General features: G+C 33.8%; 27 protein-coding genes, 2 tRNA genes and 2 other RNA genes. 9 read left to right on the top strand and 22 right to left on the bottom strand.

The window, feature by feature from the left end; all coding sequences use genetic code 11:
• The 7 genes from dnaN to ffs all read right to left on the bottom strand — a co-directional run bounded on the left by dnaN (nucleotide 1) and on the right by ffs (nucleotide 5,982).
• Nucleotides 1-1,152, bottom strand: coding sequence for a DNA polymerase III subunit beta (dnaN, locus tag ACQ4M0_RS04830; RefSeq protein ID WP_007302325.1), 1,152 nt, complete (start codon nucleotides 1,150-1,152; stop codon nucleotides 1-3).
• A gap of 111 nt (nucleotides 1,153-1,263) precedes the next feature.
• Complete coding sequence (locus tag ACQ4M0_RS04825) at nucleotides 1,264-1,761, bottom strand: invasion associated locus B family protein (protein WP_019078627.1); 498 nt, start codon at nucleotides 1,759-1,761, stop codon at nucleotides 1,264-1,266.
• Complete coding sequence (locus ACQ4M0_RS04820; RefSeq protein WP_012481951.1) at nucleotides 1,754-2,647, bottom strand: RNA polymerase factor sigma-32; 894 nt, start codon at nucleotides 2,645-2,647, stop codon at nucleotides 1,754-1,756. The genes ACQ4M0_RS04825 and ACQ4M0_RS04820 overlap by 8 nt, the downstream gene beginning before the upstream one ends.
• Nucleotides 2,648-2,930: 283 nt before the next feature.
• Nucleotides 2,931-3,611, bottom strand: a complete 681-nt coding sequence (locus ACQ4M0_RS04815; RefSeq protein ID WP_438456315.1) for a P44/Msp2 family outer membrane protein — start codon at nucleotides 3,609-3,611, stop codon at nucleotides 2,931-2,933.
• A gap of 336 nt (nucleotides 3,612-3,947) precedes the next feature.
• A complete protein-coding gene (locus ACQ4M0_RS04810) occupies nucleotides 3,948-4,262 on the bottom strand; it encodes a YbaB/EbfC family nucleoid-associated protein (RefSeq protein ID WP_006013488.1) in 315 nt (104 codons plus the stop codon).
• Between the two features lie 21 nt (nucleotides 4,263-4,283).
• Nucleotides 4,284-5,867: a DNA polymerase III subunit gamma/tau gene (dnaX, locus tag ACQ4M0_RS04805; protein WP_438456314.1), complete on the bottom strand. Its 1,584-nt coding sequence runs from the start codon at nucleotides 5,865-5,867 to the stop codon at nucleotides 4,284-4,286.
• A 16-nt stretch (nucleotides 5,868-5,883) separates the two neighbouring features.
• Nucleotides 5,884-5,982: signal recognition particle sRNA small type (gene ffs / locus ACQ4M0_RS04800), an RNA gene on the bottom strand.
• A 235-nt stretch (nucleotides 5,983-6,217) separates the two neighbouring features.
• Between ffs and ACQ4M0_RS04795 the strand changes: the two genes are divergently transcribed.
• Genes ACQ4M0_RS04795 through ACQ4M0_RS04785 form a run of 3 tightly spaced genes read left to right on the top strand, consistent with a single transcriptional unit; the run spans nucleotide 6,218 to nucleotide 8,107 of the window.
• A complete protein-coding gene (locus ACQ4M0_RS04795) occupies nucleotides 6,218-7,174 on the top strand; it encodes an IS5 family transposase (RefSeq protein WP_213863789.1) in 957 nt (318 codons plus the stop codon).
• A 52-nt stretch (nucleotides 7,175-7,226) separates the two neighbouring features.
• Nucleotides 7,227-7,457, top strand: coding sequence for a hypothetical protein (locus ACQ4M0_RS04790; protein WP_438456313.1), 231 nt, complete (start codon nucleotides 7,227-7,229; stop codon nucleotides 7,455-7,457).
• A complete protein-coding gene (locus ACQ4M0_RS04785) occupies nucleotides 7,454-8,107 on the top strand; it encodes a glutathione S-transferase family protein (protein WP_019236837.1) in 654 nt (217 codons plus the stop codon). The genes ACQ4M0_RS04790 and ACQ4M0_RS04785 overlap by 4 nt, the downstream gene beginning before the upstream one ends.
• On the opposite strand, the gene ACQ4M0_RS04780 is transcribed toward ACQ4M0_RS04785, so the two are convergent.
• Nucleotides 8,079-8,756 (bottom strand): O-methyltransferase, encoded by a 678-nt coding sequence (locus ACQ4M0_RS04780; RefSeq protein ID WP_006013497.1) that lies wholly within the window; start codon nucleotides 8,754-8,756, stop codon nucleotides 8,079-8,081. The two genes, ACQ4M0_RS04785 and ACQ4M0_RS04780, sit on opposite strands and share 29 nt — an antisense overlap.
• A gap of 251 nt (nucleotides 8,757-9,007) precedes the next feature.
• Between ACQ4M0_RS04780 and ACQ4M0_RS04775 the strand changes: the two genes are divergently transcribed.
• On the top strand, nucleotides 9,008-9,286 hold the full coding sequence (locus ACQ4M0_RS04775) for a DUF2671 domain-containing protein (protein ID WP_010403908.1): 279 nt from the start codon (nucleotides 9,008-9,010) through the stop codon (nucleotides 9,284-9,286).
• 28 nt (nucleotides 9,287-9,314) lie between these two features.
• Here the strand turns inward: ACQ4M0_RS04775 and ACQ4M0_RS04770 are convergent, their stop codons facing one another.
• From ACQ4M0_RS04770 to ssrS, 3 genes are all read right to left on the bottom strand, one after another.
• Nucleotides 9,315-10,046 carry a thioredoxin domain-containing protein gene (locus ACQ4M0_RS04770; protein WP_063630906.1) on the bottom strand — a complete coding sequence of 244 codons (732 nt, stop codon included), beginning with the start codon at nucleotides 10,044-10,046 and terminating at the stop codon, nucleotides 9,315-9,317.
• Between the two features lie 14 nt (nucleotides 10,047-10,060).
• Entirely contained in the window at nucleotides 10,061-10,522 is a 462-nt protein-coding gene (locus tag ACQ4M0_RS04765) for a type II toxin-antitoxin system RatA family toxin (RefSeq protein ID WP_006013504.1), read from the bottom strand.
• A gap of 17 nt (nucleotides 10,523-10,539) precedes the next feature.
• A non-coding RNA gene (gene ssrS, locus ACQ4M0_RS04760) (6S RNA) lies at nucleotides 10,540-10,701 on the bottom strand.
• Nucleotides 10,702-10,818: 117 nt separating this feature from the next.
• Between ssrS and ACQ4M0_RS04755 the strand changes: the two genes are divergently transcribed.
• Together ACQ4M0_RS04755 and ACQ4M0_RS04750 are read left to right on the top strand one after the other, a co-directional pair.
• Nucleotides 10,819-11,403 (top strand): MlaC/ttg2D family ABC transporter substrate-binding protein, encoded by a 585-nt coding sequence (locus ACQ4M0_RS04755; protein WP_213863858.1) that lies wholly within the window; start codon nucleotides 10,819-10,821, stop codon nucleotides 11,401-11,403.
• Entirely contained in the window at nucleotides 11,400-12,710 is a 1,311-nt protein-coding gene (locus ACQ4M0_RS04750; RefSeq protein ID WP_063630904.1) for a bifunctional folylpolyglutamate synthase/dihydrofolate synthase, read from the top strand. The genes ACQ4M0_RS04755 and ACQ4M0_RS04750 overlap by 4 nt, the downstream gene beginning before the upstream one ends.
• Nucleotides 12,711-12,715: 5 nt before the next feature.
• Here ACQ4M0_RS04750 and ACQ4M0_RS04745 read toward each other — a convergent pair whose 3' ends face one another.
• The 3 genes from ACQ4M0_RS04745 to ACQ4M0_RS04735 form a co-directional block, all read right to left on the bottom strand.
• Nucleotides 12,716-13,045, bottom strand: coding sequence for a hypothetical protein (locus ACQ4M0_RS04745; RefSeq protein WP_438456312.1), 330 nt, complete (start codon nucleotides 13,043-13,045; stop codon nucleotides 12,716-12,718).
• 408 nt (nucleotides 13,046-13,453) lie between these two features.
• Nucleotides 13,454-13,927 carry a hypothetical protein gene (locus ACQ4M0_RS04740; protein ID WP_007302339.1) on the bottom strand — a complete coding sequence of 158 codons (474 nt, stop codon included), beginning with the start codon at nucleotides 13,925-13,927 and terminating at the stop codon, nucleotides 13,454-13,456.
• A 59-nt stretch (nucleotides 13,928-13,986) separates the two neighbouring features.
• A tRNA-Leu gene (locus ACQ4M0_RS04735) sits at nucleotides 13,987-14,071 on the bottom strand.
• A gap of 62 nt (nucleotides 14,072-14,133) precedes the next feature.
• Here ACQ4M0_RS04735 and tldD point away from each other — a divergent pair.
• The gene (gene tldD / locus ACQ4M0_RS04730; protein WP_007302340.1) at nucleotides 14,134-15,564 is read left to right on the top strand and encodes a metalloprotease TldD; all 1,431 of its coding nucleotides are present in this window, start codon (nucleotides 14,134-14,136) and stop codon (nucleotides 15,562-15,564) included.
• Nucleotides 15,565-16,014: 450 nt separating this feature from the next.
• On the opposite strand, the gene ACQ4M0_RS04725 is transcribed toward tldD, so the two are convergent.
• From ACQ4M0_RS04725 to ACQ4M0_RS04695, 7 genes are all read right to left on the bottom strand, one after another.
• On the bottom strand, nucleotides 16,015-16,173 hold the full coding sequence (locus tag ACQ4M0_RS04725; RefSeq protein WP_019078626.1) for a hypothetical protein: 159 nt from the start codon (nucleotides 16,171-16,173) through the stop codon (nucleotides 16,015-16,017).
• 366 nt (nucleotides 16,174-16,539) lie between these two features.
• Nucleotides 16,540-17,139 (bottom strand): ubiquinol-cytochrome c reductase iron-sulfur subunit, encoded by a 600-nt coding sequence (petA, locus tag ACQ4M0_RS04720; RefSeq protein ID WP_006014178.1) that lies wholly within the window; start codon nucleotides 17,137-17,139, stop codon nucleotides 16,540-16,542.
• Nucleotides 17,140-17,233: 94 nt separating this feature from the next.
• Nucleotides 17,234-19,936, bottom strand: a complete 2,703-nt coding sequence (gyrA, locus tag ACQ4M0_RS04715) for a DNA topoisomerase (ATP-hydrolyzing) subunit A (protein WP_007302341.1) — start codon at nucleotides 19,934-19,936, stop codon at nucleotides 17,234-17,236.
• 51 nt (nucleotides 19,937-19,987) lie between these two features.
• Nucleotides 19,988-20,060: transfer RNA gene (locus tag ACQ4M0_RS04710), tRNA-Val, on the bottom strand.
• 64 nt (nucleotides 20,061-20,124) lie between these two features.
• A complete protein-coding gene (locus ACQ4M0_RS04705) occupies nucleotides 20,125-20,991 on the bottom strand; it encodes a tetratricopeptide repeat protein (protein WP_012481956.1) in 867 nt (288 codons plus the stop codon).
• A gap of 68 nt (nucleotides 20,992-21,059) precedes the next feature.
• The gene (locus ACQ4M0_RS04700) at nucleotides 21,060-21,458 is read right to left on the bottom strand and encodes a DUF1284 domain-containing protein (RefSeq protein WP_029237639.1); all 399 of its coding nucleotides are present in this window, start codon (nucleotides 21,456-21,458) and stop codon (nucleotides 21,060-21,062) included.
• Nucleotides 21,455-21,982, bottom strand: a complete 528-nt coding sequence (locus tag ACQ4M0_RS04695; RefSeq protein WP_214303151.1) for a biotin transporter BioY — start codon at nucleotides 21,980-21,982, stop codon at nucleotides 21,455-21,457. Before ACQ4M0_RS04695 ends, ACQ4M0_RS04700 begins: the two co-directional genes overlap by 4 nt.
• 96 nt (nucleotides 21,983-22,078) lie before the next feature.
• On the opposite strand from ACQ4M0_RS04695, the gene ACQ4M0_RS04690 reads away from it, so the two are divergent.
• A complete protein-coding gene (locus ACQ4M0_RS04690; RefSeq protein WP_052264977.1) occupies nucleotides 22,079-22,651 on the top strand; it encodes a nitroreductase family protein in 573 nt (190 codons plus the stop codon).
• On the opposite strand, the gene ACQ4M0_RS04685 is transcribed toward ACQ4M0_RS04690, so the two are convergent.
• Nucleotides 22,627-23,772, bottom strand: a complete 1,146-nt coding sequence (locus tag ACQ4M0_RS04685) for a glycoside hydrolase family 5 protein (protein ID WP_438456311.1) — start codon at nucleotides 23,770-23,772, stop codon at nucleotides 22,627-22,629. The genes ACQ4M0_RS04690 and ACQ4M0_RS04685 overlap by 25 nt on opposite strands.
• 72 nt (nucleotides 23,773-23,844) lie before the next feature.
• Here ACQ4M0_RS04685 and dapF point away from each other — a divergent pair, with 72 nt between their 5' ends.
• Nucleotides 23,845-24,639: a diaminopimelate epimerase gene (gene dapF, locus ACQ4M0_RS04680; RefSeq protein WP_012481958.1), complete on the top strand. Its 795-nt coding sequence runs from the start codon at nucleotides 23,845-23,847 to the stop codon at nucleotides 24,637-24,639.
• The last annotated feature ends 3 nt before the right edge of the window (nucleotides 24,640-24,642 follow it).

The raw sequence follows: 24,642 nt of genomic DNA, 5'->3' as shown, positions 1-24,642 counted from the left end.
TTAAGTCCTCATTGGCATTACTATATATAGTGCACTTGGATCATCTTCATCAGTGATAATTGTAGCGCTATTACCATCTGATAAGCTAAATTTACACTTGTTTTCTATACAGGATAAAACATCAAGCAAATAACGAGAATTAAATCCTACTTCCATAAGAGCTCCATCGTAATCCACTTCTATAGACTCAGTTGCATCACTACACTCTTGGGAATTTGAATGTAGAGTTAATAAATTCTCTTGCAATGAAAATTTAATTGATTTTATTTTATCGGACACAACAACGGAAACTCGGTCTATAACACTAGCAAGTTTGCTACTCTCAACAATCATTTGTTTATCTTGAGACGTTGGAATAACGGCTTTGTAATCTGGAAAAGTTCCATCTATCAATTTTGATATTAGAATATACTCACCACATGTAAATTTGATTTTTCTATCTGAAAGTTTTATATTTATCTCATTACAATCATCCAATACTTTCAACAGTTCCATGATAGTTTTACGTGGAATGATCACCCCAAATTCTCCGTTGATATCTTCAGGTTTAGGCCTTTTTATACATGATAAACGGTGGCCATCAGTTGCAACGCAGTACAGAAATTGCTCATCTGTATGCAGATATATCCCATTCAAATTATACCTTGTATCATCTAGCGACACAGCAAACTTCGTTTTAGTCAACAAGTCTACCAAATCTGCACTTAGTAGAGTGAAATCGTATTGATGATCACCTTCTTCAAGAACAGGGAAGTTATTTGAAACTACGTTCGGTAAAGAAAAATTTGCATTTCCACAGGATATCAATAATTTTCCTTGATTATTCATTTCGAAATTGACATCCAAATTAGTTGGCAATTTTTTCACTATATCATGTAAAGTATGTGCTGAGATTTTCACTTCTCCTTCTGCTGATACATTTGCAGTAAGTGAGGCAAATATTGAAATGTCAAGATCAGTAGCCTTCAATTTTATGCTACCATATTGTGCTTTGATATTTATACACGCTAAAACATCTATCGCGTTGCGCCTTTCAACCACTCCACTTACCCTGGATAGCGTATTTAAAAGGCTTGCACGACTTACACTAAAACGCATTTGTTCACACACAGAACTTTGTTCTTTGATTCCTATATCTACAATTTTTGACATATTAATTCTCAAAAATATATTTTAAATGATATTCATATTCTATGTAAAGTGATATCCATATTTTTGTCTGAGAGACAAAACAGCCTATCTTATACTTTAGTGATCAATAATTTACTTTGTATGGCATAAGTCATGCATTTTTTGGTACGCTTTTTGAAAGCCAAGCAAGGAATAAGTATCATCAACATTTGCTGTTTTTACTTTTCCATTAACTACCATTGATAATCCCTGCTTCATTTTTAGAATCAAATCTTGGTCCATTTTTGTATCATCTGTCCACGCAAGACTTCCCTGTATTATTGGCAATTGATATTTAATTTTTTTATCGATATTGAGAACTACAGGCTCATTATTATACTGAAAGCCAGAAGTGACGCTCACCTCATCTGCTTTTTTATCAACGTAACTGACCATTACATACGGCTTGCGATCGGCTGTATAATGTTCACTTTTTTTCTTAGGATGAGATACAATATAACACACTTTTTCACCATCTTCCAATGCAGTATACACAAACCAGTCTTTATATTTTTCGCTCAGTTGTACATTACTAACCGATGCAAGAGTGTCTATTGAAAGAAATATTAGAAATACGAAAAGACTACGCATGTAAACCGAATTTCAAACTCTCTGATTTTATATGTTGTTTTACCTTACTCATCGCTTGCTCAGCCAGCTGTCTTATTCTTTCTCTTGAAACACAATATTTTTTGCTAAGCTCATCCAAAGTCTGAGTATTCTCAGATAAATATCTGCTAATGAAAATGTCTCTTGATCTTTCATTAAGACTTGCCAGCGCATTGCTTAAAATTGTTTCTTTTAATGCCTTTTCTTCATGATTCTGGTAAGCTACTTCTTGACTAACTAAATTACACGGAATCATATCTTGTAACTCCTTTTTAGAGTCATCACCTATTTTTATACAATTATTTAACGACTGATCCTTACAAGCCAGACGATAGCTCATCTGTACAACATCTTCTTCAGATACAGAAAGCTCATTTGATATTGCTTTTATTTCTTCTTTACTCAAAGTTTCTCTGTTTGTGTATTGTAAAATTCTTTTTTTTATTTTACGTAAACTAAAAAACAATCTCCTTTGTGCTTGCGTTGTACCTATTTTTACAAGTGACCAAGATTTTAATATAAAGTCTTTCATTGAAGCTTCAATCCACCATACTGCATAAGTTGAAAAACGAAATCCCAAGTCAGGATTGAACTTTTTCACTGCATGCATTAAACCCATATTTCCTTCCATGACCAGGTCCATCAACAATAGACCGTAATTCTTAAATTTCATTGCAATTTTTACTACCAAATTCAAATGGCTAGTAATCAACCTGTGAGCAGAAGAAATATCCTGGTATTCTTGCCAATTTTTTGCTAATCGCACTTCCTCTTCTTGGGAAAGCATAGGAAATTTTCGCACTTCAGCAATATATTGCATGAGATTAGTGCTACTATTAACACATAAATTTGCTACTGGGGTCAACATAATAACTTAAATTAAAACTCTATACATATAATATATTGATTTTCAGTGAAAAATTCAAGCTTTAATTAAAAAAGCATAACTTTATATCTAGTTGAGATCTTAACAACAGCTACCTAAATGTAGAATTAAAATTGCCAGCGTGTAACGATAAAAACTACATTAAATAAATAATGTGTTATTCCAGTGCTCAAACACTGGAATTCACATTTCTTTTTTCTAGATCCCAGTGTCATGCTACTTGAATGATAAGAAAAACCCACTGGGATAATAAGACAAAGATAGACTAGAAATTAAACGCTACTCCAGCTTCTGCACCAACAGTGCTGTAAAGAACTTTGATTACGCCATCATCTTTAGCTGTCTTACCAAAATTAGCACCATAAGAACCAAAATAACGAGCACCAGCATAAAGCTTGATTTCTTGGGTTACATCATAACTAACACCAGCTTTTGCTTGATAAGCAAAACCAAATCCAGATTTTTTATCACCAGTAACCTCTGTTACTAAAGGATTGCTTACATACGCTGCACCAACACCAACACCAACATATGGAGTGATAGGCATATCTTCAATTGCTATATCGTAATAAACATTAACTAGTCCTGAAAATGCTGTTAAACTTTCTACAACTGCTGGAGAAGTATCTACTACATCTGCATCTTTACTCAATTGTGAGTAAAGTCCTTCAACATCAACCCTAATATCATCCATTTTATAACCAAATGCACCACCTCCAGCTAGAAAAGATGCTTTTAAGGGACTATTGTTGTCCTTACCTGATTTATATGTAACACCATCAATCTTTGTTTTAAAAGGTAAAACTTCACCATTATATTGCAAACGAACATAGTAGCTAGTTTCTTCATCACTTATTGGACCAATAGGGTCTGATGAAAAAGCAGAGTTTGATAGGCTTAGCAACGTCACTAAAGCAGCTGCCGAAAAAAACTTTTTATAATGCATAATTGCCCTCGTTAAAAAAATTAAAATTCCACTTTAGCAGTCTAAATAATAACTAAAGTTAAGTCAAGTGCTAACTTAATAACACAAAACCTTCTGTATCTTAACTAACTTTTAGGAAAATACAAAGATTTTATTAATTAATAAATAGAGTTACTCTACTTTTTTTACTCTTGATCTTCTGACACCTATTTCACTAATGTCTTTTTATCTTCTGATCTGCATTCATCATTGTGAATTGCTGCATATTCATGCAGTAATATGAATGTACTTCATGGAAGTACTAGTATAAAAGGAAAACACTTAGTTACTGCATTAAGTCAAACTTCAGTAGTAAATTTAAAAAGGAAGTTTAAATCCAGGTGGTAACCCCATCATACCTGCAAGATCAGAGGTTGCATTTGCCATATCTTCTTCTGCTTTTTTAATTGCATCATTAAACGCTGCTGTCACTAAATCTTCTACTATGTCTTTTTCTTCATTTCTCATAAGCTCTAAGTCTATGTTTACCTTTTTAGCTTTATAGCCACCTATTTTTATAACTTCCACTAATACAGAAACTTTGCCACCACCAGAAATACCTTGAAACTCTTTTCCAATATATTTTTCTTGGGCTTCCGCAAGCTTTTTTTGCATTTCTTGCGCTTGCTTCATTATTTGACTGAAATCCACAACCTACTCCTTATTTTCTATATTAACTACCTTTGCACCTTTAAACGTATTTAATATATCCTTAACTACAGGTGGATAATTTAAATTACTCACTTCCCTATTCATATAACTCGTATCAACTATAATAACCCACTCCTGATTAGTAGCTTGATTTAAGTAACTTTTCAAGTCATTACAAAAATTACTGTTCAAGTTAGATACAGCTTTTAATTTTAAATACCCAAATTTACAATCTATTAATTTTAGATTACTACACAGTTGTTTGTAAAGATAAATTTGGTTACTCCGCCTTAATAGTTGCAAAATCTTATCAAAATCGTAATTTTGTTGTTTATTTTTCACATGGATCCCAGTGTCACGCACTGGGATGACAGAGTGGGGTTTTTCCACATATTTTTTTGGATCCGAGTAGTCAGTTACTTGGATGACAGAGGGGGAAGGTGCAACAGGTCTGCCCTGTCTATTTCCTTGCTCTACATTCTGTGAAAGAATTTTTTTGATCACCTGTTCCGGAGAAGGCAAATCAGAAAGATAACAAAGGCTAATTAACATCATTTCAGCAGCAACCTCATTGCACGTTGAAATTTTTATATCTTGAATACCCTTAAGCAGCACCTTCCACAATCTCGAAAAAAATATTAAAGACTTTTTTGCACTCAAATCTTTTACTCTGCTCTTCTCATATTCTGTATCAATCTCTTTTGTAATTAAAAAACGGCATATTAACTGGATTGTTTGCAGCAGATCTTCAAAAATATTGAGCGGATTTGCTGTTTTTACCACATTGTCGAATACTAACAAAGCCTTCTGTAAATCACTATCTAATACTGCTTCCAGTAGATCAAATATAACGTTTCTATCTACTAGACCAAGTATGTCTTTAACACTTTGAGTGGATATTGTACCATCTTTGCTATATAGCACTGCTTGATTCATCAAAAATAAAGCGTTACGCATTGAATTGCTACAGTGGTGCGCAATTAATTCCGATGCTTCTTTTTCAATAAAATAATTTTCTTTTTGTGCAATATCATTTAAACGCTCCATTATCTTAGCTGAAGGAATGTTATGTAAGTCAAACCTTTGACAACGCGCAATAACAGTTATTGGTATCTTTTTTATTTCTGTAGTTGCTAGAATAAACTTTACGCTAGATGGTGGTTCTTCTAGAGTTTTAAGTAATGCATTAAATGCATTACTGGATAACATGTGTACTTCATCTATAATGTAAACTTTAAATTTAGAACTTATTGGTAAATAGCAAATATCTCCCAAGATCGCTCTAACATCCTCAACACTAGTGTGACTTGCCGCATCGATTTCAACTACATCTGGATGGCTTGAATTTTTTATTGCCAGACAACTTGTACATGATCCACAAGGTTCAAAAGTTGGCCCCAATGAGCAATTCAAACATAAAGCTATTATTCTTGCAGTGGTGGTTTTACCAATTCCACTGCTACCAGAAAGCAGTATAGATTGTGGAATTTTGTTGAGAGTAAAAGCATTTTCTAGTATACGCACCAATATATCTTGACCTACTAAATCTTTAAAGCTACTAGGACGATATTTTAATGCTATGTTCATAGCCTAGAATAAAACAAATAGTACAAATAGGTATGCAACCCAAAAAGATTCTGATATGGTTGCTTCATTTCTGACCTGACCAAGTTACAGAATTTTTGCCTGCATACCTTATAAAAGGTTATACTCTTTTTTTTTTTTTAGCAAGGTATATTCTATATTAGCCTTATAATTTATATGTTAGACCTTTTGCAACATTACTTTGGAGTAAACAGCTGTTACCTAAAATACTCTTCTTCTGTCATCCCAGTGCCCAGACACTGGGATGGCTTTGTTGCACCACTCAAGGAAAGAACAGGCAGTTACTGATGGAATTTGTTATAAAATAGATATTTAGCCGACAAAGGAAAAATATGCCAATAAGAATGAAAGTCAGTAACTGCAATGAATATAACAAATTTCTTCAAGAAAGGGGAAATGTTTTTCATTATATCAACGATGCCATTGAAAATTGGTACGAAAATAGTCCAAAAGTAGCAGGTGGCAACAATGTCTACAGCGACAAAGTAGTGATTCTAATTCACATAATAACCTATCTATTCAGGATTGGTCTTAGGCAAACAGTGGGATTTATAGAGAAATATCTTGAGCAAATAGGGAAAATTTTGCAAATTATCAGCTATTCGCAGGCTTCAAGAAGGTTTAAAAAGCTTAATATCAAAATCAACGACTGCAGAGTTGATAAGAACGATATGGAAGATATTGAAATTGCTATAGATAGTACAGGTATCAGCATCTACAATAATATTCCAGGCCATAGTAAGGCAAATGGTACAGATAGAAAGTATCGCCGCTATGAGCAAACAAGAAAGCTACATGTAATGCTAGAGATAGGTAGTAAAAAAGTTATAGCTGCAAAATACAGTAGTGGAGTTTATTCCGACCACTATGGAGCCTGTGATCTTATTGAAAGAGTGGATACCAAGTATAACATAAGCACGATATATGCAGATAGGGCATATAATCGAAAGAAGTTATACAAACTGTGCGATGAGCTTGACATAAAGACAAGGATTCCTCCGCAAAATAATGCAGTAGAGCATCCAAAGTTGGATTATATGAATGAGAGAAATTCTACAATCAAGCTCATAAAGTCATATGATGAAGATGGTATGAAGAGGTGGAAAAAAGAGATAAATTATTGGAAGAGATCTTATATAGAAAGTTTTTTCTCGCGACTGAAGCAAATATTTGGATTTAGTTTTAGGAATAAATCTGAGATTAATCGTGAGAAGGAACTGCTACTCAAGTGTTATTTGCTTAACAAATTTACTGAAATAGGCATGGCTAAGTTTGATATAGCTTCATGAATTTATTATACATTACCCACTATCCGAAGAGCTGTGCAACAAAGCCATTCCAGTGTCAATCACTGAAATGACACCCTTCCGGTGGGGATTGCTCTCAAACTACAATGTTCGTACAGTTGTACTGGGATTCAAGTATAAAAATATTTGGAAATTATACAATGGACAATGGATTCTAGGAATATATGTTAAAAGTAATGTCCATAATGAAATAAGCTGGATTCCAATGTCACGTACTGGAATGACAACATATAGGTATTGGAATAACAAAAGAGGAATATTATGATTTTATATCATTTTCCTCTTTGTCCATTTTCACGAAAAGTTAGAGCTCTTCTCAAGGAAAAAAAGCTGAGTTGTGATTTGGTATATGAAAATCCATGGGAAAAGCGGAATGAATTCATGGAGATCAATCCAATCGGACAAGTACCAGTATTAATAGATAATAACTTTGTAATAGCGGATAGTAATGCCATTTGTGAATATATAGAAGAGATTTACAATAGTGACGTCAAATTACTTGGTTCATCAACTATTATTAAGTCTAAAATACGCGCTTTAATCAATTGGTTCGATAGCAAATTTTACAATGAAGTTACTAAGTATATTATGAATGAAAAAGTAATTACTAACCGCAGCCCTGACTCTAGATTTCTTCATGCAGCTCAGCATAACCTGCCTTACCATATGGAATACATCGAACACTTAATTAACAAGAACGTTTGGCTTGCAACCGATAAGTTCACTTTAGCCGATATTACTTTAGCATCACATATTTCTATAATAGACTACGTAAATAGTTTTCCCTGGGAAAAAAGTAAGATTTTAAAAGAATGGTACTCCATTGTTAAATCAAGGCCTTGTTTTCGCGAAATATTATTAGAGAGAGTTTTTGGCTTAACTCCCCCTAGACATTACGCTGACCTTGATTTTTAACTTGCGTTAGTTTTAAAGCTACAGTCATTCCTTCGTCAGTAGGAATCAATATGGAGAAATATTTTTTTTCATCTGACAATCTATCGTTAAACTCTCTCATAGCATGCCATGACTTTTCTGATACTTCTTTTGGAGGAGATTCTAAAAATACTGTATCAAATAATAGAGTGTTATCTGCAACGATTAGCCCATCTTGTTTAATGTATGACTCTGCCCAATCTAAATACTTAGGATAACTACTTTTGTCAGCATCGATGAATATCATGTCAAATGGTGCCTTTGCTGATAATTCATTAATTTTTTCCAGTGCATCACCTTCTATTAGAGTAATTTTATCACTTAGATTAAAAGCACTAAAATTTTTTTTTGCTATTCTTGAGTGTTGAGGATTATTTTCTATTGTATATATATGACCATCTTTCGGTAAAGCTTTTACCATACAAATTGACGAATAACCATATAAAGTGCCAATTTCAACTATGCTTTTAACTTTATGGATTTTGATAAATAAATTTAATAATTTTCCTTCTTCAGGAGTGATTTGAATACGTTGTTTCTTATCAAGAGTACAATGTTCTTCTATTTTTTTATACTCTTTTGCAAATAAGCTTCTTATGTACAACGATTTTCTGCTAAAGTTATGACGCATTAAGTTTTATAATATAAACTAAGGAGGTTTAATCTATATAAGATTTATAGATATAACAATAGAGTTAAGAATAATAAAAATTTTTATTTTAAGTTGTTATTTTATAAAGTAAAATTTTAAGTGACAAAGATTATTATATATTTTACTATGGTTAACTAGTATAATAACCAATTGTTATACTAGAATTAAGGGATCGTTTATTTTACATCTCTCTTAAAATGTAACTTTTATAATCAATTAGAGGGGGTTATATGTCTTATAACATTGCTAACGAAGTTGAAACGTTAAGCAAGAAATCTAATAATAATGAAGGAGTGAAATTACTGCACAATCCAGCTTATCGCGAGAAGTACAAAGAACGCTTTAACGAAGCTCAGAAAAAAGTTATGGATATGGTCCAATTTTATGATGGAACGATAGTATTAATAGAGAATAAAATTGCTATGTATTATTATGCTTGGCACAGTAAAAAAAGAGAGTTTGAGCGTAAAAAGCAACAAACAGTATCAAAAAATACTGATTCAGCATAGGGTTTTTATATGGTAAGCTAAAGTGTTATTACTTCACTATAGCTTTTCCATATAATTCATCTATTACATTAGTGAAATATTCCAGCTCTCTATATCCTTCATGTTTGATTTTACCATTCTCTACGTATGATTTGTCATCGTTAATCTTGATGATGAATACAGGAGTAGCTGTGATATCAAGTTTATTAATTGCAAGTGATTTATCATTTATAATTTTGTCCATCATCTTTTTATCATTAATGCATTGGTTAAATACATCTTGCTTCAAATTGCTTAGTGCAGCAATTTTTTGTAGTATAGTTAAATCACTAAAATTAGAGTAGTTCCACGAGTCTATTGCATTAAACACAGCTTTGTTCAAATTAAAATAGTCTTCTTCTTTTTCATAGCAATAACTTAGCATTGCAGCTTTTAATCCTCTGTAATCTAGAGGAAAATGACGGAATATGTATAACATCTTACCTGTATCTATGTACTTTTCTTTGATTTTAGGAAAAACTTTCTTATGAAAAAGAGAACAGTGATAACAAGTGAGCGAAGCATATTCTATCATTAAAATTGGTGCTTTTGGATCACCTAATAATTTATCATCAGGCAGTAGTGACAGTAGTTCTTTTGATGTTATTTCATCAGTTTTTTGAGTGTTGGGCAAGTTTTGTTCAATAGCTGCATAAGAACTAACACTTATAAAAATAAGTAAGAACAATAATCTAAAAATCATTACAATGGAAACACTTAACTTATTAAAGAATTTATGCATTTATATAAATGATGTCAAGATAACTTTTTCTCGGCAACACTTTCTACTCTGTCTTTAAATGCAGCAATTATTTTACTTTGTGTGTATTTATAAACTGAGTTTAATAAGGCGGAAAACAAATTGGATTTAAATTCAAACTTTATATAGAACTCTACCATAGTTTTACTTTCATCTATAGGAGTGAATTTCCATTCGTTGTATAAATGTTTAAATATTCCATTTGACGACACAGCTTTTATCCAACTTTTATTTGCTCCATTTGGAGAAAGAAAGGTCACTTCTGATGTGTAACTTCCTTTAATGCCATGAAAAGCTGCAAGGAGGTCCACAATCATTTGGCTATCAGTTTTTTCTTTTATATAAACAGCTTTGCACCAAGGAACAAAATCAGGATACTTCTCAACGTCAATTACAACTTGAAATATCTCATGAGATGAACAGAAAAAAACACCTTGTTCTTTATATTGGTGTAACATAAACCTAAATAATGGAAAAGGGATCCATATCTACCGTCAGTCTTAGTAGATTCCTGAGACCTAAAGTTAAGGTGGGCATCACGTACTAATTTCAATGAAATTAACAGAGGCAATTCCCTTGATCAGAAATTATCGCTCGGGAAATTTAACTTAACTCATAACGCATAGCACAGACCCCTAAATTAATTATAGATTATTTATATAGAGTATGTCTATAGATATATTAAAACTAGCGATCATTATTTTGCCTTTGTTAAATTTTGCATTTTAAGTATCATAGCTAATAAATATATCTTATGAATCTTATTAAGTTCTTAACCATTTTTATTGTAATCTCCTCAAGTGCTTACGCGAATTGTATAGGGCACAAAACTTTTGTGCTTGCCATGAAGCAGCAAGTAGACAACACGTCTATGAAAGGGAATAGAAAAAATCTAGAACATGTACAAGAAGAACTTCTGAAAATTATTCAGAATAATGTTGACCTCAAAGGAATATCTCGATTTGTCATAGGGAAATATTGGAATTTATCTACTCAGAAAGAAAAAGAAGAGTTTCTAAAAGAATATGAAGTATATCTCGCGCGTTTGTGCGCTAAAATTTTGTATAAATACATAAATAATAGTGAAATGATCATAATGAGTACAAGAGCAGTTGACGATGAAACTTGTCTGATAGGAACAAGATTTTCTTATGGTGATGAGGAATTTACAAACATTGACTTTAAAGTGACTAAAAGTGACAATTCTTTCTTAATAAACGATGTTGTAATGAGTGGAATAAGTATTTCTATTAATCAACGTTCTCAATTTAGTGAAAAGATCGACACGAATGGCATGGCAAGTGTAATAGATGAATTAAAACGTAACAATAATTTATGATATACATGCCTCATTGGCCTAAGCCGATTGGCAGTAGGCCAAAGGATTTTTCTCTTGATCGCATAAAAAGTTTTCTAAATAAACTGGGTAATCCCGAGAAAAAAATACCGCCAATAATTCACATAGCTGGCACTAATGGCAAAGGATCAACACTATCCTTTATAAGATATATAATGCAAGCAGCAGGGTATAAAGTTCATACGTACACTTCTCCACATTTAGTGAATTTTAATGAGAGAATAGTTGTTGCAGGCAATGATATCGATGATAGTGAATTACATAACTCACTGGAAGAATGCCGTATAGCAGTCGCAGAACAACCCATCACTCTATTTGAAGCCGCAACGACTGCAGCCTTCTTAGCTTTTTCTCGTCATAAAGCTGATATTACTTTAGTTGAAGTGGGTCTGGGTGGAAGGCTTGATGCAACAAATGTTATAGATAATCCGATTCTAACGATCATCACTTCCATTGCACTTGACCATACAGAATATCTTGGTCCTACCGTAGAAACCATAGCAGGTGAAAAGGCTGGAATAATGAAACCTAATGTTCCTTGCGTAATAGCACCACAAGAAAAATCTATAATGAACACGCTAGAACAACACGCAATAAACAAAAAATCTCCCTTATATAGAGGAGGATTTGAGTGGAATTGCGAAAAACAGAATAACAGAATAGTCTTTCAATCGACTATTCAATCAATAGAATTTTCTTTGCCATCTTTAAAAGGAGATCATCAAATAATCAATTCAGGAAACGCAATTGCAGCATGTAGCATTTTGAGTGGGAAGTATGGATTTAATATTGGAGAAGAGGACATTGCTTCAGGTTTACAGAGCACTTATTGGCCTGCGCGGCTAGAGTCTATAAAAGAAGGTAATTTAATTTCTTTATTACCAAAAGATTGGCAATTATTTCTAGATGGCGCGCACAACAATGATGGTGCCAAAGTGTTAGCTAAGTGGGTAAGAGACAATTTTGCTGAAGGTATCTATATGATCTTTGGTGTTACTCGTAACAGAAACGTCGCAGAGTTCTTAGAGCACTTAAAGCCATACATCAAACTACTATGCGCCGTTTGTGTTAAATCTGAACCTAAAGCAACAAGTACAGATTTAATTAGAGAAGGAGCTCATAATATAGGAATCAATGCTATCGAATGTGAATCAATCAGAGATGCTATATCAAATCACATACTAAAAGCTTCTATACAAAACGTCAAAACCATACTAATCTGTGGCTCGCTATTTTTAGCCAGAGATTTGAGTATGGAGAATAGCTATCAATTAATCCAAGAACAATAAATGCACTACACAACTTGCTCTCTTCCATGAGCGTGAACACTATCGGGATTTACAATGCTGCTTGGCTTTTCGGTTAATGCTCCTATAGGTACATTTTGTTCATCACCTCTTCCTTCAATTTTTACAAGATTTACAACTTTTCTCTCGTAGATCTCACTTGCTAATTGTAATAATAAAGTACAACCTAGTACTATAGCAAATCCAATGAGTACTTTACTGTCTACGCAACTAGATTGGTACTGCAACACCAAACCTGCTATTAATAAAATAGGAGGAAGATAATTTGAAATTTGGGAAGTAAGAATTAGATATTTAAATGCTTTACTTTTGAACATTTCATCTATATAAATAGTACCTTCAAAAATAAACGTTAGTGCGGTTGTGTGTCCCACGCTGGCTCTCTAAAATTACTTTAGCTACAAATATTAAGAAATTTACTAAGTAAAAAAAGACAAAAGAACCCCCGTATAGCGAGTTTTAATAATTTAAATTGATAATGTACTAACAAGCGCGATTTGGCTGAATGTAGAAAAAATAAAAAAGACATGCAGCCGCTATAATTTTTATGTAATTTGCCAATAAATATTTGAGTTTTTTACTGAATTTTGCTGTTAAATCCGCGGAGATTAAAAACAAGGGTAAATACTCTTGCTATCATAGTAAGGGAGATGGCGTAATTTGTCAAGTTAAATAAGCTAAGTTATTAACATGTAATAATTAGGCAGCTATTGCAGATTGAATGTTCAAATGATCACTAACTTTGAGGTTTTGGTTTCATCTATTTGCGGCTGACTAATCATAGTTCGAATGAAATTGGTTGCCATAAAGGTACAACCTAGAATAAAAAAAGCAACGGAAATAAAGGGGATAATAGGAAATTCAAGAGGTAATATAGATGTAATTCCTCCTATTAAAAATGAAACGTTAGATGCAATGTCGAGGCAGATCTTCATTAATTTCTCTTGCCGAGAGGTATCGAGTTGCTTATTAAGGCCACACTGCCTAAAATGATCAGTTAATGACCATATATTTAAAGCAAGCGAAAGTGCACTTAGTATAGTGCTGACAATAGTAAAATACAAGCTTAAGGAAGAAATATTTAGGGCTAATGCTGCTATGTACCCACTCAAAGAAGCAATAGATAGTGCAGTAACCAAGCGTTTTGAATAAGTTCTTATTTTCTTTCTGTAAACAAGCTTTTTTTCTTCATAACTCATAAACTTAGTAGTAAATACATTATATCATAGCATTAATTGACTCAAAAATCAATACAGAGTGCCCGGGAGAAGACTTGAACTTCCACAACTTGAAAAGTTACTAGCACCTGAAGCTAGCGCGTCTACCAATTCCGCCACCCGGGCTTTTTGTGATTTACTATGTTAAAATTAAATAATATACTTAAACAATTTTTAGCTCAAAGGTAATGCCAAATCTAGATCAAATATTTTTTGCTCAGAACAATGTTAATATTAATAATGTATATAAAATAGTCAACAACGCTTTGAGCAATAGTGATGGTGGTGAGCTATTTTTAGAGTTTTGCCAATCAGAATCCCTGATTTTTGATGATAATATATTAAAACATATGGATTTAAATATCAGAAGAGGATTTGGTCTCAGGTCTTTTTGTGAAGATAGTACGTCTTTTGTTTGCTCTTCTGAGATTAGCGAAAAAGAAATTAGTAAAGCTGCTTCTATGGTAAAAAGTTCAGCATCTTTAAGCAAAACAAATTCAGTAAACTTAAATGAGGAGGCAAAAAGCCTGTATTCAAAGATTAATCCCATAAATGAAATGGATCTGAGCTCAAAAATTAAACTACTCAATGAGATTAATGAGTATGTAAGGTCGAAGAATAACTGCGTGAAGCAGGTAAAAATAACTCTAAATGGAGAATGGCAAGTTGTACAAATAATAAAAGATGATCACAGGTTAAGCGATATCAGGCCTTTGGTACGTTTTAATGTACTAGTCATCGTAGAGAAAAATGGCCGAGCAGAGAGAGGTTCTGCAGGGCACGGTGGAAGAGACTCTTATAGTAAATTTGTTTCTGAGAAGAAGTGGAAAAAAGTTGCAAACCAAGCGTTAGAACAAGCGCTAGTAAATCTTGAGGCAATTCCAGCTCCGGCTGGAGAGATGACAGTTGTTTTAGGTTCAGGTTGGCCAGGAATATTATTGCATGAAGCTGTAGGTCATGGACTTGAAGGTGATTTTAACCGTAAAGGAATCTCGGCATTTTCAAATTCTATGGGTAAACAAGTGGCAGCCAGTAACATTACTGTAATTGATGATGGAACTCTACCTAATTTGCGTGGTTCTATTAGCATAGACGATGAGGGTACTTTACCTGGCTATAATGTGCTTATAGAAGATGGAATTCTAAAAGGATATATGCAAGATCATATGAACGCTAAACTTATGGGTGTAAATCCAACTGGTAATGGTAGAAGAGAAAGTTACAAAGAAGTTACTATGCCACGCATGACAAACACCTATATGTTGGCAGGAAAATATGCACCAGAAGAAATAATATCCAGTGTAAAAAGAGGCCTATATGCAGTAAATTTTGGTGGTGGACAAGTTGATATAACATCAGGAAAATTTGTTTTCTCATCTTCAGAAGCTTACCTAATAGAAAATGGTAAAATTACACAGCCAGTGAAAGGAGCAACACTAATTGGTGATGGGCCAACAGTGCTAAAAAAAGTATCAATGATTGGTAATGATCTAAAGTTAGATCCTGGTGTTGGTACGTGCTCAAAAGACGGGCAAAATGTGCCTGTTGGAGTTGGTCAGCCAACACTCAAGGTCGATGCAATAACTGTTGGTGGAACTGAATATGTAGATAAGGGCTAAGCGAACTCAGCTCATGCTGTACAATTGTACAAATATTGTAACCATTATTCAAGTAGCTCATATAGATGCAAAAACTACTTAACAAATCTCTCTGCCTTCCTTGCCATAACGTGTATAACAATCTCACAAAAAATAATATCATAGAATTCAATAGGTGGTCTTTAAAAAATCCTTAAGGAAAGTAAAATCTGTTTAAATAGGCCGATATAGATGGTTTTACGATATAATAAAATTATTATAAACAAGAACTTATAAACTCTAGCAAATGAATTTGTGAGTTTAGTGGTGTTAGGAATACCTGGCTCTTTTATGTGGATTGACATTCTCAATAACCTGCTCTAGAGATAGATTATATAATTTTGACAAGGTTCTTGGCATGTGATATTTTTCTCGAATATAGGTAATGGCATAAATGACTTTATATCTATATCCAGCTCTAGGGGAAGATCTTCAATGTTTACGTCCATCCCTGACAAAGGATATTCTATGTCCATGTGCAGCTTTGGGGGATAGTTCTACTTTGAAGATTTCTTTCACTTTTACTATTGCGACTCCCAATTCCACTGAAATCACTCTTTCCCTTAATTCATATTGATATGGTGACTCCATTTATTCCCTCACTTTCAGCTTTTTCTTGCTTTACCATATCTCTTCCCCTCTTGTCTCTATCTTTATGTATTAAGCTATATAACTCAAAATCTTGATAAAATGCAGAAAAGTTTTTTTAATTTCAGCTCCATCCTCGAAGAGTTAGAAAATAACTTTAAGCAAGTTAGTCAGAATTTTTCTGACGCAAAGGAACAAGTTTTAAATTTAGCTGTCAACTCTGAAAATTTGGCAGGCAAGTTTCTTAATTATCACCCGAATATGTGCATAGTATAAAATTAGCTTGATAGACTTCAAGAGCTTTGCCTATGAAGTCAGTGTGCTTCTTGAAATGCAATATACTTTTATTACTTTAATTATGAAAATCCGTTAAGCCTTCTTGCCAATTACTACAATATTTTCACTTGGAAAAAAGTAGTCAGGTATAGCCATGTTCTTTGGTGCAGGACCGCCAATTACTCGGCCTGATGTGTCATAATATGAACCGTGACAAGGGCAGAACCAACCGTTGCCGTCTTTTGTAGCGTGATCAACTGGTACACATCCAAGATGGGTGCATATTCCAATCATAATTAACCATTCATCTTTTCCTTTGTATACTCTTTTTTCATCTGATTCAGGATCTCTCAAATTTTCTGCATTTATGGCTCTTGCAGCCTCAATCTCTTGTTTTGTGCGCTTGCGGATAAATACTGGCTTACCTTGCCATTTTACCTTTTTTCCTTGTCCTTCTTGAATATCAGATAGATTAACTTCAACCGTAGACATCGCTAAAACCTCAGCAGAAGGATTCATAGACTTAACCAATGGCCAAAGACCGCTTGCAGCTCCTATACCTGCCATGGCACACGTAGTTAATGTGATAAAATCTCTTCTACTCTTATTTTTGGCAAAATCTTTAACAAGAGATGTTTTTTTATTCTTCTCATTCGTCAATGATTTTTTATTTTTAGTTAACTTCTTATCCATCAATCTCTACTTGAACATAGACACATATTTTAATTTAAATATTATAGATTAATCAATAGAAATTTGCACTATTTGTTTAACCTTTGCTATACAGTTAAGAAGAAACAGAGTTGTCAATTTCGGAAATACTATCTTCAGTGGAATCGGGATCCTCAATTTTCGCTACTGACACCACCTTTTCTCTACTCTCTGTTTTAAACAGAGTGACTCCTTGAGTGCTACGTCCTGCAATTCTGATATCATTTACTGAAATACGAATTAACTTTCCTTTATCTGTAATAAGCATGATATTATCACCCTGTTCAACTGGAAAGCTAGCAACAACATTACCGTTTCTGTCGGTAGTCAGGATATTTGTAATACCAACACCACCTCTATTTGTTACCCTATACTCGTACGCAGAAGTTCTTTTACCAAAGCCATTTTCAGTAATAGTTAATATGAACTCCTCATTCATTGCAAGTTTTAAGAACAGTTTGTTATCTATTCCTAAATCATTCAAAGTCTTTTCCAATTTAGAATCAATGAAGTTATTAATTGCAGTCCCCAGTCTTTTTGCAAGTGGAACTTTTAAGTAAAGTTCTTTTGTTTCTGTTGCTACACCTATCCCATTTAATATGGTCATAGATATCACGCTGTCATTCTTTGCAAGTTTGATACCTCTTACGCCATCTGAATTGCGACTTTTAAATTGACGCACATCACTTACAACAAATCTGATGCTTTTTCCAAGTGTTGTTGAAAGTAGAACATGATCAATTTCGCTACATACTTTAACTGATATTAACCTATCCCCTTCGTCGAGCTTTATTGCTATTTTTCCATTGCTTGGAATATAGTGAAAATCTGCTAAGGAGTTACGCCTTATGTTCCCATGAGCAGTAACAAAAACTATATTTTGATTTTCGTCATTCTCACTTGGAAGCGGCATGATGTTAGTTATAGTTTCACCATCGCTAAGCGGGAATATATTAACAAGCGCTCTTCCACGTGCAGTTGGCTCTGCAAGAGGCAGTTTATAAACCTTTAATCTGTAAACTCGACCAGTATTAGAAAAGAATAAAAGGCTAGTATGAGTATTTCCAACAAATAATTTTGTGATTACGTCCTCCTCTTTTAACCCCTGTCCTAGCTTTCCTTTTCCACCACGATGCTGGGTTCTATAGTGAGAGAGCTTCACACGTTTGATGTAACCATTCATAGTTACGGTCACTACCATATCTTCTTGTGGAATTAGATCTTCAGCTTCAATGTCCGTATCTGATTCCTCTATTGAAGTTTTTCGCGGCACAGCAAATCTGTTCTTTATTTCTTGTAGATTGTTTTTTATTTCTTTCATCAACTTCTCTCCTGAGCCAAGAAAAGCGATATATTCTTTTATCAGGTTGATCATTGAACTTAGCTCAGCTTCTAATTTGTCTTTTTCAAGGCCTGTTAAACGTTGCAATTTCATGTCAAGAATAGCTTTCGTTTGCAGCTCAGTTAATCTATACACTCCGTCTTTCAAAAAGCTCATGCTGTCTGAGATTAATCCAATAATTGTGTTTATCTCAGCTGAAGTTTTCCATTCTTTATTTAAAAGTTCTCTACTTGCTTCCGCAGGATCTTTTGCACCACGGATGATTTTTATCACTTCACCTATGCTCAAGACCGCAATGTAGAGCCCTATATATATATGAGCTTTTTCCCTCGTTTTTCTTAGACGAAATTCTGTTCTCCTGATTAATACTTCTTTTCTAAAATCAACAAAAGCAGCTATGATTTCTTTTAATGACATCAAAGCAGGCCTGTTATTGTTGAGGACTAGAGTGTTAACACTAAAACTACTTCTTAGTGGAGTTAGTCCTAATATTTGATTGAGTATAAAACTTGCTTCAGCATTTCTTCTGAGGTCAATTACTACCCTAATACCAGACTTATCAGACTCATCCCTAATTTCTGTTATGCCATCAATTCTTTTTTCTTTTACAAGCTCACCTATCTTCTCAATTAATTTTACTTTATTTACCTGGTAAGGTATTTCATTAATCACTATTGCTTGCCTATCTTGTGGCAGGTCTTCTATGTGAGTCTTGCCTTGCACAACAATTGAGCCACGACCAGTTGCAAATGCTGATCTTATTCCAGACCTTCCAAGAATCATTCCCCCAGTTGGGAAATCCGGCCCTGGCATCACTTCAAGTAACTCATCCAAAGTAACTTCAGGATTATCTATATATAACATACAAGCATCTATTATTTCTCCAAGGTTGTGAGAAGGAATATTGGTTGCCATACCAACTGCAACACCGCTTGCACCATTTACCAATAGATTCGGAAATTCTGCAGGTAGTACAACAGGCTCTGTTTCATTTCCATCATAGTTTGGCCTAAAATCAACTGTATCTTCGTCAATATCATTTAGTAAAAAATGCGACACTCTGTGGAGCCTTGCTTCTGTATATCGCATTGAAGCTGGCGGATCTCCATCTATCGAACCAAAGTTACCTTGCCCATCAATCAGTGGTAAAAGAAGAGAAAAATCTTGAGCCATCCTGACCAAGGAGTCATAGATAGCCATGTCACCATGTGGGTGATATTTTCCCATTACATCCCCGACTATACGAGCTGCTTTTTTATACGGTTTACCGGCATCGAACCCAGCCCTCGACATTGCGTATAATATGCGCCTATGAACAGGTTTAAATCCATCTCGCACATCAGGTATAGCTCGACTTATGATCACACTCATTGCGTAGGAGAGATAAGAATCCTCTAGCTCTTTCACTATTGAAACTGGTACTATGTTGTCTTGCATTTTCTATACTTTGATTGAAATAATTGTAATATTAATATTCAACTAGGCTAATGGGCAATGACAGACTTGAACTGCCGACCTCCTCGGTGTAAACGAGATGCTCTACCAGCTGAGCTAATTGCCCCTCTAGATATAATTCTATAGTTCAATGTTGTTGTTGTAAACAAAAATAGCGATACAAGCAACTCTTATGGAATCGCTGAGTGCGCACTATGGAGTTGTATAAATTTTAGCCTTGCTGCTACCTTGTATAAAGGTATTCTTTCACTTGCATTTTTTGACATGTTCAACAACTTTGAATAACATGCTGTGGCATTTTTAAAATCTGAGAGCTTATCTAGAATAACAGCTAAATTATAGGTATAAAAAATATTGTTTTGATCTAAAGAAATTGCTGCTTTCATATATTCTTTAGCTTTTATGTAATCCCCTTTTTTCATATAGATCAAACCTAAATTTGCTGATAAAGGGGCGCTATTTCTGAGTGTATCATACAATTTCAACATTTCACTCAATGCTAAATTAGGATCATATTGTGAAATTATCGTCAGAAAATTCTTTAATACATAAGGGTTGCTAGGATATTCTTTTAACAGTCTTGTGTAAATCTCTACAGCTTTTTTAAATTCTTTGTTAGCGTAATAGATATTCCCTAGTCCAATTAAAGCACTTTCATGATAAGGAAATTTTGCGATAATCTGATTGAGGAGAGAAGTAGCTGTTTCACTATCTCCTAACTCAAAGGAATCTTTTGCTTTTTTTAAAATAGAGTATATGTCAAAATTCTTGCCAGAATTCTGCGAAATTTTGATATTAAATTTGTCACTTTTTCTCTCGATAACATCAAGATCTTTATATTTTTTATCAGCTTTTATATGCTTGACAACACTATCAAAGACCTTCTGTATCTCCAAATTTTCACTAGCATAAGTAACAGAAGACCTCCATAAAATCACAACGCAAATTAACATGCAGACAAACATAGATCCTAGTGTTGTGGCATTGGCTGCAGCGCGTAACCAGTAAATCTTATTTCTTTGAACTATACGCAACACATTACAAATTCATAAATGCTAAATTACTTATCTAATATAATAATAAAGATATTATTAATTGGCAGATACTATTTAGAATGAGTTAAAAGAGCACTTCTACACATTCCATATGGTTGCCAATTACACTCCTCACATGCGTAGTCAAATTTCTCTAAAGACATTTTCTTTCTAATTCTTTTTACTGCTTTACTCCAGGTCAAAATCTCGCCAATTTTTATTCCTAAAATTTCCATATGCCTTCTATCTAGCTCTAAAACTTTAGCTTGTGTGGTACATTTACCTTGTTTAGTCTGGTTTGGGCAAACACTACAAATAGTGTCAAGATTATCAACTACTTCGATTTTAGTATTAGGATCACTAATTACTTTACTTGCTATCTTTTTGTAATTTTCTACAAAGCTCTGAGAATATCCATACCCTTGAAATGCAAGAGTGCACATAAAATGATGAGGACGAAACCTTATCACTTTTTCAAATACTGCAAAGCTGCTACAAGTAGAAAAATTTTTACCAAACCAGGAAGGATGAATGGTAAAACACCTACCATTATTGCTTGTTTCAGACCCACGTAAATAGTAAGCCAACTAATACCACAAATAAAGATTACGACTGTACCCGCCAGACAACTTAAAGAATTACACATAAATGATTTATATTTAGAGTTCAGTAATTCATTTACTTTGTTCATTACCATAACAGCAGCTAAACAGCCAATTAAATATCCACCTGTTGGTCCAAGAAAAATGTGATAACCACTAGAAAAATTCGCAAAAACAGGAAATCCTGCTGCACCAAGTGATAGATATGTAAGCACAGAATAGAATGCTGTTCTGCGGTTAAATTTAAGCCCAACAAGCATTAATCCTAAAGTTTGCAATGTGATAGGCACAGGCTGCAATGGTATGCTTATTTGAGCCATCAAGAATAAAAGTAAAACACAAGACAATATTTCAGCCAGTGTTGACCTACTGCTTGATTGTGTTATAAACATATCTTCCCAATAAAAATAACTTACTAAATGTAATATATGTGTATAAGAGGTTTTGCAATTTAAATTTTGCTTATATTGCGCTACAATGAATTATTTATGCACTATTTAAAAATGATGAGTAAACAAGATCTATTATCGTTGATGAAAGAAAGACACAGCGGACGTTCATACGATCCTACAAGAGCAATATTTCAGAAAGAAATGGATATTTTAATAGAAGCTGTAAGGCTAACACCCTCGTGTTTTGGTGATGAACCTTGGCGATATGTGATATGCAACAAACAGAACAATCAAAGCGCATGGAAAAAATTGCTCGGTTGCCTTGATGAATCTAATCAAAAGTGGGCAAAAGATGCACAAATACTAATTATATCTCTAAGCGCTAAGAACTTCCGTAAACAAGGTAAAGGAGAAAATCTTTGGGCTAAACATGATACTGGTGCAGCAAATTATGCACTTATGCTGCAGGCTGCAGCTATGAACTTAATGGCTCATCAAATGGGTGGATTTGATAGAGATAAAATAGTTAAGAGATTCAATATACCTGATGATTTTAATGTAATGTCAGTGATAGCAGTTGGTTACGAAAAAGAGGGTGCTGAAGTCAAAGAAAAACAAAGAAGATCAATAAAAGAAATATTCTTTTATGACGAATGGCCAGCGAGCTGACTTGACCATTCTTCTCTTAATATCTTAAAAATTGAATTATTTGGCAAATAATTTTTTTTCATCCTACCCTCTTCAATTGCTTGCCAGTCTTTCCATGAAAGCTTCTCGTTTCCAAGTTCATAGTCCATACCATCCCATATATCTTCTCGAAAGCCATAAACAGCAAAATGCCAATTATATTCATTAAAAATAGAAGTAAGATCTCGAAAATAGTGCTCTAATCCTTTTGAGCAGCGGTGCCCGCCAAACTCTCCAGCAAGGATCTTATAATCTGGTATATTATACCTCTTTTGGAAAATTTTTACAGGTTCTATATATGATTTTAACTTATCTTTATTCCAATACTCTACTTTTTTTGCATCAAAAGATTGAACATGTCCAGGGTAGGCGAAGTTACCTTGGTTTAATTTTAAGTTTGTATAAGCAAAGGGCTCATATATATGAAATGAATAAAGAACATTTTTATCACTAACTGGTTCAAATTTGTTAAAAGTATTAGAGTCAGCATAACTGCTGCTATCAAGTATTATTGGGGTCTCTGAGTCAACTTGGCGGATACTGTTTACCACGCTGCTATAAAAGCCAAATAGATTCTTCTGAACTTTGCTTTGTTCTACTTTATAAATAGCCGAATCTGCAGTATTATAAAGCCTTTCTGGATGTGGTTCATTTAAGATATTATATCCAACAATAGCAGGATGATCTTTAAGCTCTTTCGCAAGATCTTGCCAAAATTTTGCTGCTTGTTTTTGAAAAGCTTGATCTGACCATAAACGTAAATCATCTTTATCGTTATTATTTTGCTTCCATCTAGATCCAGGTAAGCTAAGCATCGTTAACACTACTGGTATTTTTTGTTGATGAAAAGCATCTAAAACATCTTTCAGAACTTTCAGGTCTTTGGAAATCAGGCCCGGATAATTGTCTGCATTGCCTAAGAGGAAGTCACGTTGCGTAGTTTCAAATTTGTCCGGAGCAAGACGAATAAAACCAATTTTGTATTCCTTTGCTGCTTTGATTAAGTCACTATCAACTTTTCTATTGAAAACATTTGCTCCCTTTCTGACTCCAGTTTGCCAAAAGAGCATTTTGCTGTTCTCCGGTATTGACTTAGCATTCACATTACAGAAAACTATAGAATACAAAACAGCTGTAATTAGAAGAAAAATTTTCACTTATATAATTTTGCTATAATGGTAAGTAACCTAACAGACAAGATCCCGTTTGTAAAGATGCATGGTACTGGCAATAGTTTTGTTATCATAGACTCACGTTCAGCAAATAATTTAGACTGGAATTATAGACAAATTGCTGATCAAGGCAGTTGTGATCAAGTGATAATTATAACAATGTCTAATGCTGCAAACTGCTTTATGCATATCTACAATGCTGACGGTAGTCGAGCTGAAATGTGTGGAAACGCAGCACGCTGTGTTGGATATTTGATAATGTTAGAAAAAGGTACTGAATATATCACTATTGAGCTGATAAATAATCGTATCTTAGAATGTTTTAAAGTAGGTGATAAATCAATAAAGGTCAATATGGGTAAACCACTGCTTAAATGGAATGAAATTCCTCTTTCTTGTGAATGCGATCCCCTTTATCTACCTATAGAGCTTGAAATGCTGAAAGAGCCAGTTGCAGTAAATATTGGTAACCCTCATATAGTTTTTTTTGTTGATAACATAAGCGAAATACCATTGCAGAATTTAGGACCAAAGCTAGAAAATCACGAATTATTTCCTCAGAAAACAAATGTTAGTATTGCACAAATAGAAAAATCTGGAGAAATAAACTTAAGAGTTTGGGAAAGAGGAACAGGTATTACTGCTTCATGTGGTAGTGCGGCTTGTGCAGCATTTGTTGCATCTATACTTCGTAAGTGTTTGGCTACTAAACAAACTTCAGTACATTTACCAGGAGGTCATTTACTGATTGAGTGGTCAAAAAATATACTGATGACTGGGGATATAGGGTTTTTATGACCT

Source organism: Wolbachia endosymbiont of Kerria lacca (genome assembly GCF_051602725.1).
In the GTDB taxonomy this organism is placed as follows: Bacteria; Pseudomonadota; Alphaproteobacteria; order Rickettsiales; family Anaplasmataceae; genus Wolbachia.
The sequence above is the reverse complement of the archived record's forward strand: the minus strand, read 5'-3'. Positions and strand labels throughout refer to the sequence as shown.

What these genes read in the sequence shown, in the direction of transcription:
- ACQ4M0_RS04820 (WP_012481951.1), bottom strand. Translation starts at nt 2,647, where the DNA reads ATGTTGACCCCAGTAGCAAATTTATGTGTTAATAGTAGCACTAATCTC.
- ACQ4M0_RS04810 (WP_006013488.1), bottom strand. Translation starts at nt 4,262, where the DNA reads ATGAAGCAAGCGCAAGAAATGCAAAAAAAGCTTGCGGAAGCCCAAGAA.
- ACQ4M0_RS04725 (WP_019078626.1), bottom strand. Translation starts at nt 16,173, where the DNA reads ATGGAGTCACCATATCAATATGAATTAAGGGAAAGAGTGATTTCAGTG.
- petA (WP_006014178.1), bottom strand. Translation starts at nt 17,139, where the DNA reads ATGGATAAGAAGTTAACTAAAAATAAAAAATCATTGACGAATGAGAAG.
- ACQ4M0_RS04740 (WP_007302339.1), bottom strand. Translation starts at nt 13,927, where the DNA reads ATGAGTTATGAAGAAAAAAAGCTTGTTTACAGAAAGAAAATAAGAACT.
- ACQ4M0_RS04795 (WP_213863789.1), top strand. Translation starts at nt 6,218, where the DNA reads ATGCCAATAAGAATGAAAGTCAGTAACTGCAATGAATATAACAAATTT.
- ACQ4M0_RS04815 (WP_438456315.1), bottom strand. Translation starts at nt 3,611, where the DNA reads ATGCATTATAAAAAGTTTTTTTCGGCAGCTGCTTTAGTGACGTTGCTA.
- ACQ4M0_RS04695 (WP_214303151.1), bottom strand. Translation starts at nt 21,982, where the DNA reads ATGTTTATAACACAATCAAGCAGTAGGTCAACACTGGCTGAAATATTG.
- tldD (WP_007302340.1), top strand. Translation starts at nt 14,134, where the DNA reads ATGCCAAATCTAGATCAAATATTTTTTGCTCAGAACAATGTTAATATT.
- ACQ4M0_RS04770 (WP_063630906.1), bottom strand. Translation starts at nt 10,046, where the DNA reads ATGCATAAATTCTTTAATAAGTTAAGTGTTTCCATTGTAATGATTTTT.
- ACQ4M0_RS04750 (WP_063630904.1), top strand. Translation starts at nt 11,400, where the DNA reads ATGATATACATGCCTCATTGGCCTAAGCCGATTGGCAGTAGGCCAAAG.
- ACQ4M0_RS04745 (WP_438456312.1), bottom strand. Translation starts at nt 13,045, where the DNA reads ATGTTCAAAAGTAAAGCATTTAAATATCTAATTCTTACTTCCCAAATT.
- dnaN (WP_007302325.1), bottom strand. Translation starts at nt 1,152, where the DNA reads ATGTCAAAAATTGTAGATATAGGAATCAAAGAACAAAGTTCTGTGTGT.
- ACQ4M0_RS04775 (WP_010403908.1), top strand. Translation starts at nt 9,008, where the DNA reads ATGTCTTATAACATTGCTAACGAAGTTGAAACGTTAAGCAAGAAATCT.
- ACQ4M0_RS04755 (WP_213863858.1), top strand. Translation starts at nt 10,819, where the DNA reads ATGAATCTTATTAAGTTCTTAACCATTTTTATTGTAATCTCCTCAAGT.
- ACQ4M0_RS04825 (WP_019078627.1), bottom strand. Translation starts at nt 1,761, where the DNA reads ATGCGTAGTCTTTTCGTATTTCTAATATTTCTTTCAATAGACACTCTT.
- dapF (WP_012481958.1), top strand. Translation starts at nt 23,845, where the DNA reads ATGGTAAGTAACCTAACAGACAAGATCCCGTTTGTAAAGATGCATGGT.
- ACQ4M0_RS04785 (WP_019236837.1), top strand. Translation starts at nt 7,454, where the DNA reads ATGATTTTATATCATTTTCCTCTTTGTCCATTTTCACGAAAAGTTAGA.
- ACQ4M0_RS04690 (WP_052264977.1), top strand. Translation starts at nt 22,079, where the DNA reads ATGCACTATTTAAAAATGATGAGTAAACAAGATCTATTATCGTTGATG.
- gyrA (WP_007302341.1), bottom strand. Translation starts at nt 19,936, where the DNA reads ATGCAAGACAACATAGTACCAGTTTCAATAGTGAAAGAGCTAGAGGAT.
- ACQ4M0_RS04780 (WP_006013497.1), bottom strand. Translation starts at nt 8,756, where the DNA reads ATGCGTCATAACTTTAGCAGAAAATCGTTGTACATAAGAAGCTTATTT.
- dnaX (WP_438456314.1), bottom strand. Translation starts at nt 5,867, where the DNA reads ATGAACATAGCATTAAAATATCGTCCTAGTAGCTTTAAAGATTTAGTA.
- ACQ4M0_RS04765 (WP_006013504.1), bottom strand. Translation starts at nt 10,522, where the DNA reads ATGTTACACCAATATAAAGAACAAGGTGTTTTTTTCTGTTCATCTCAT.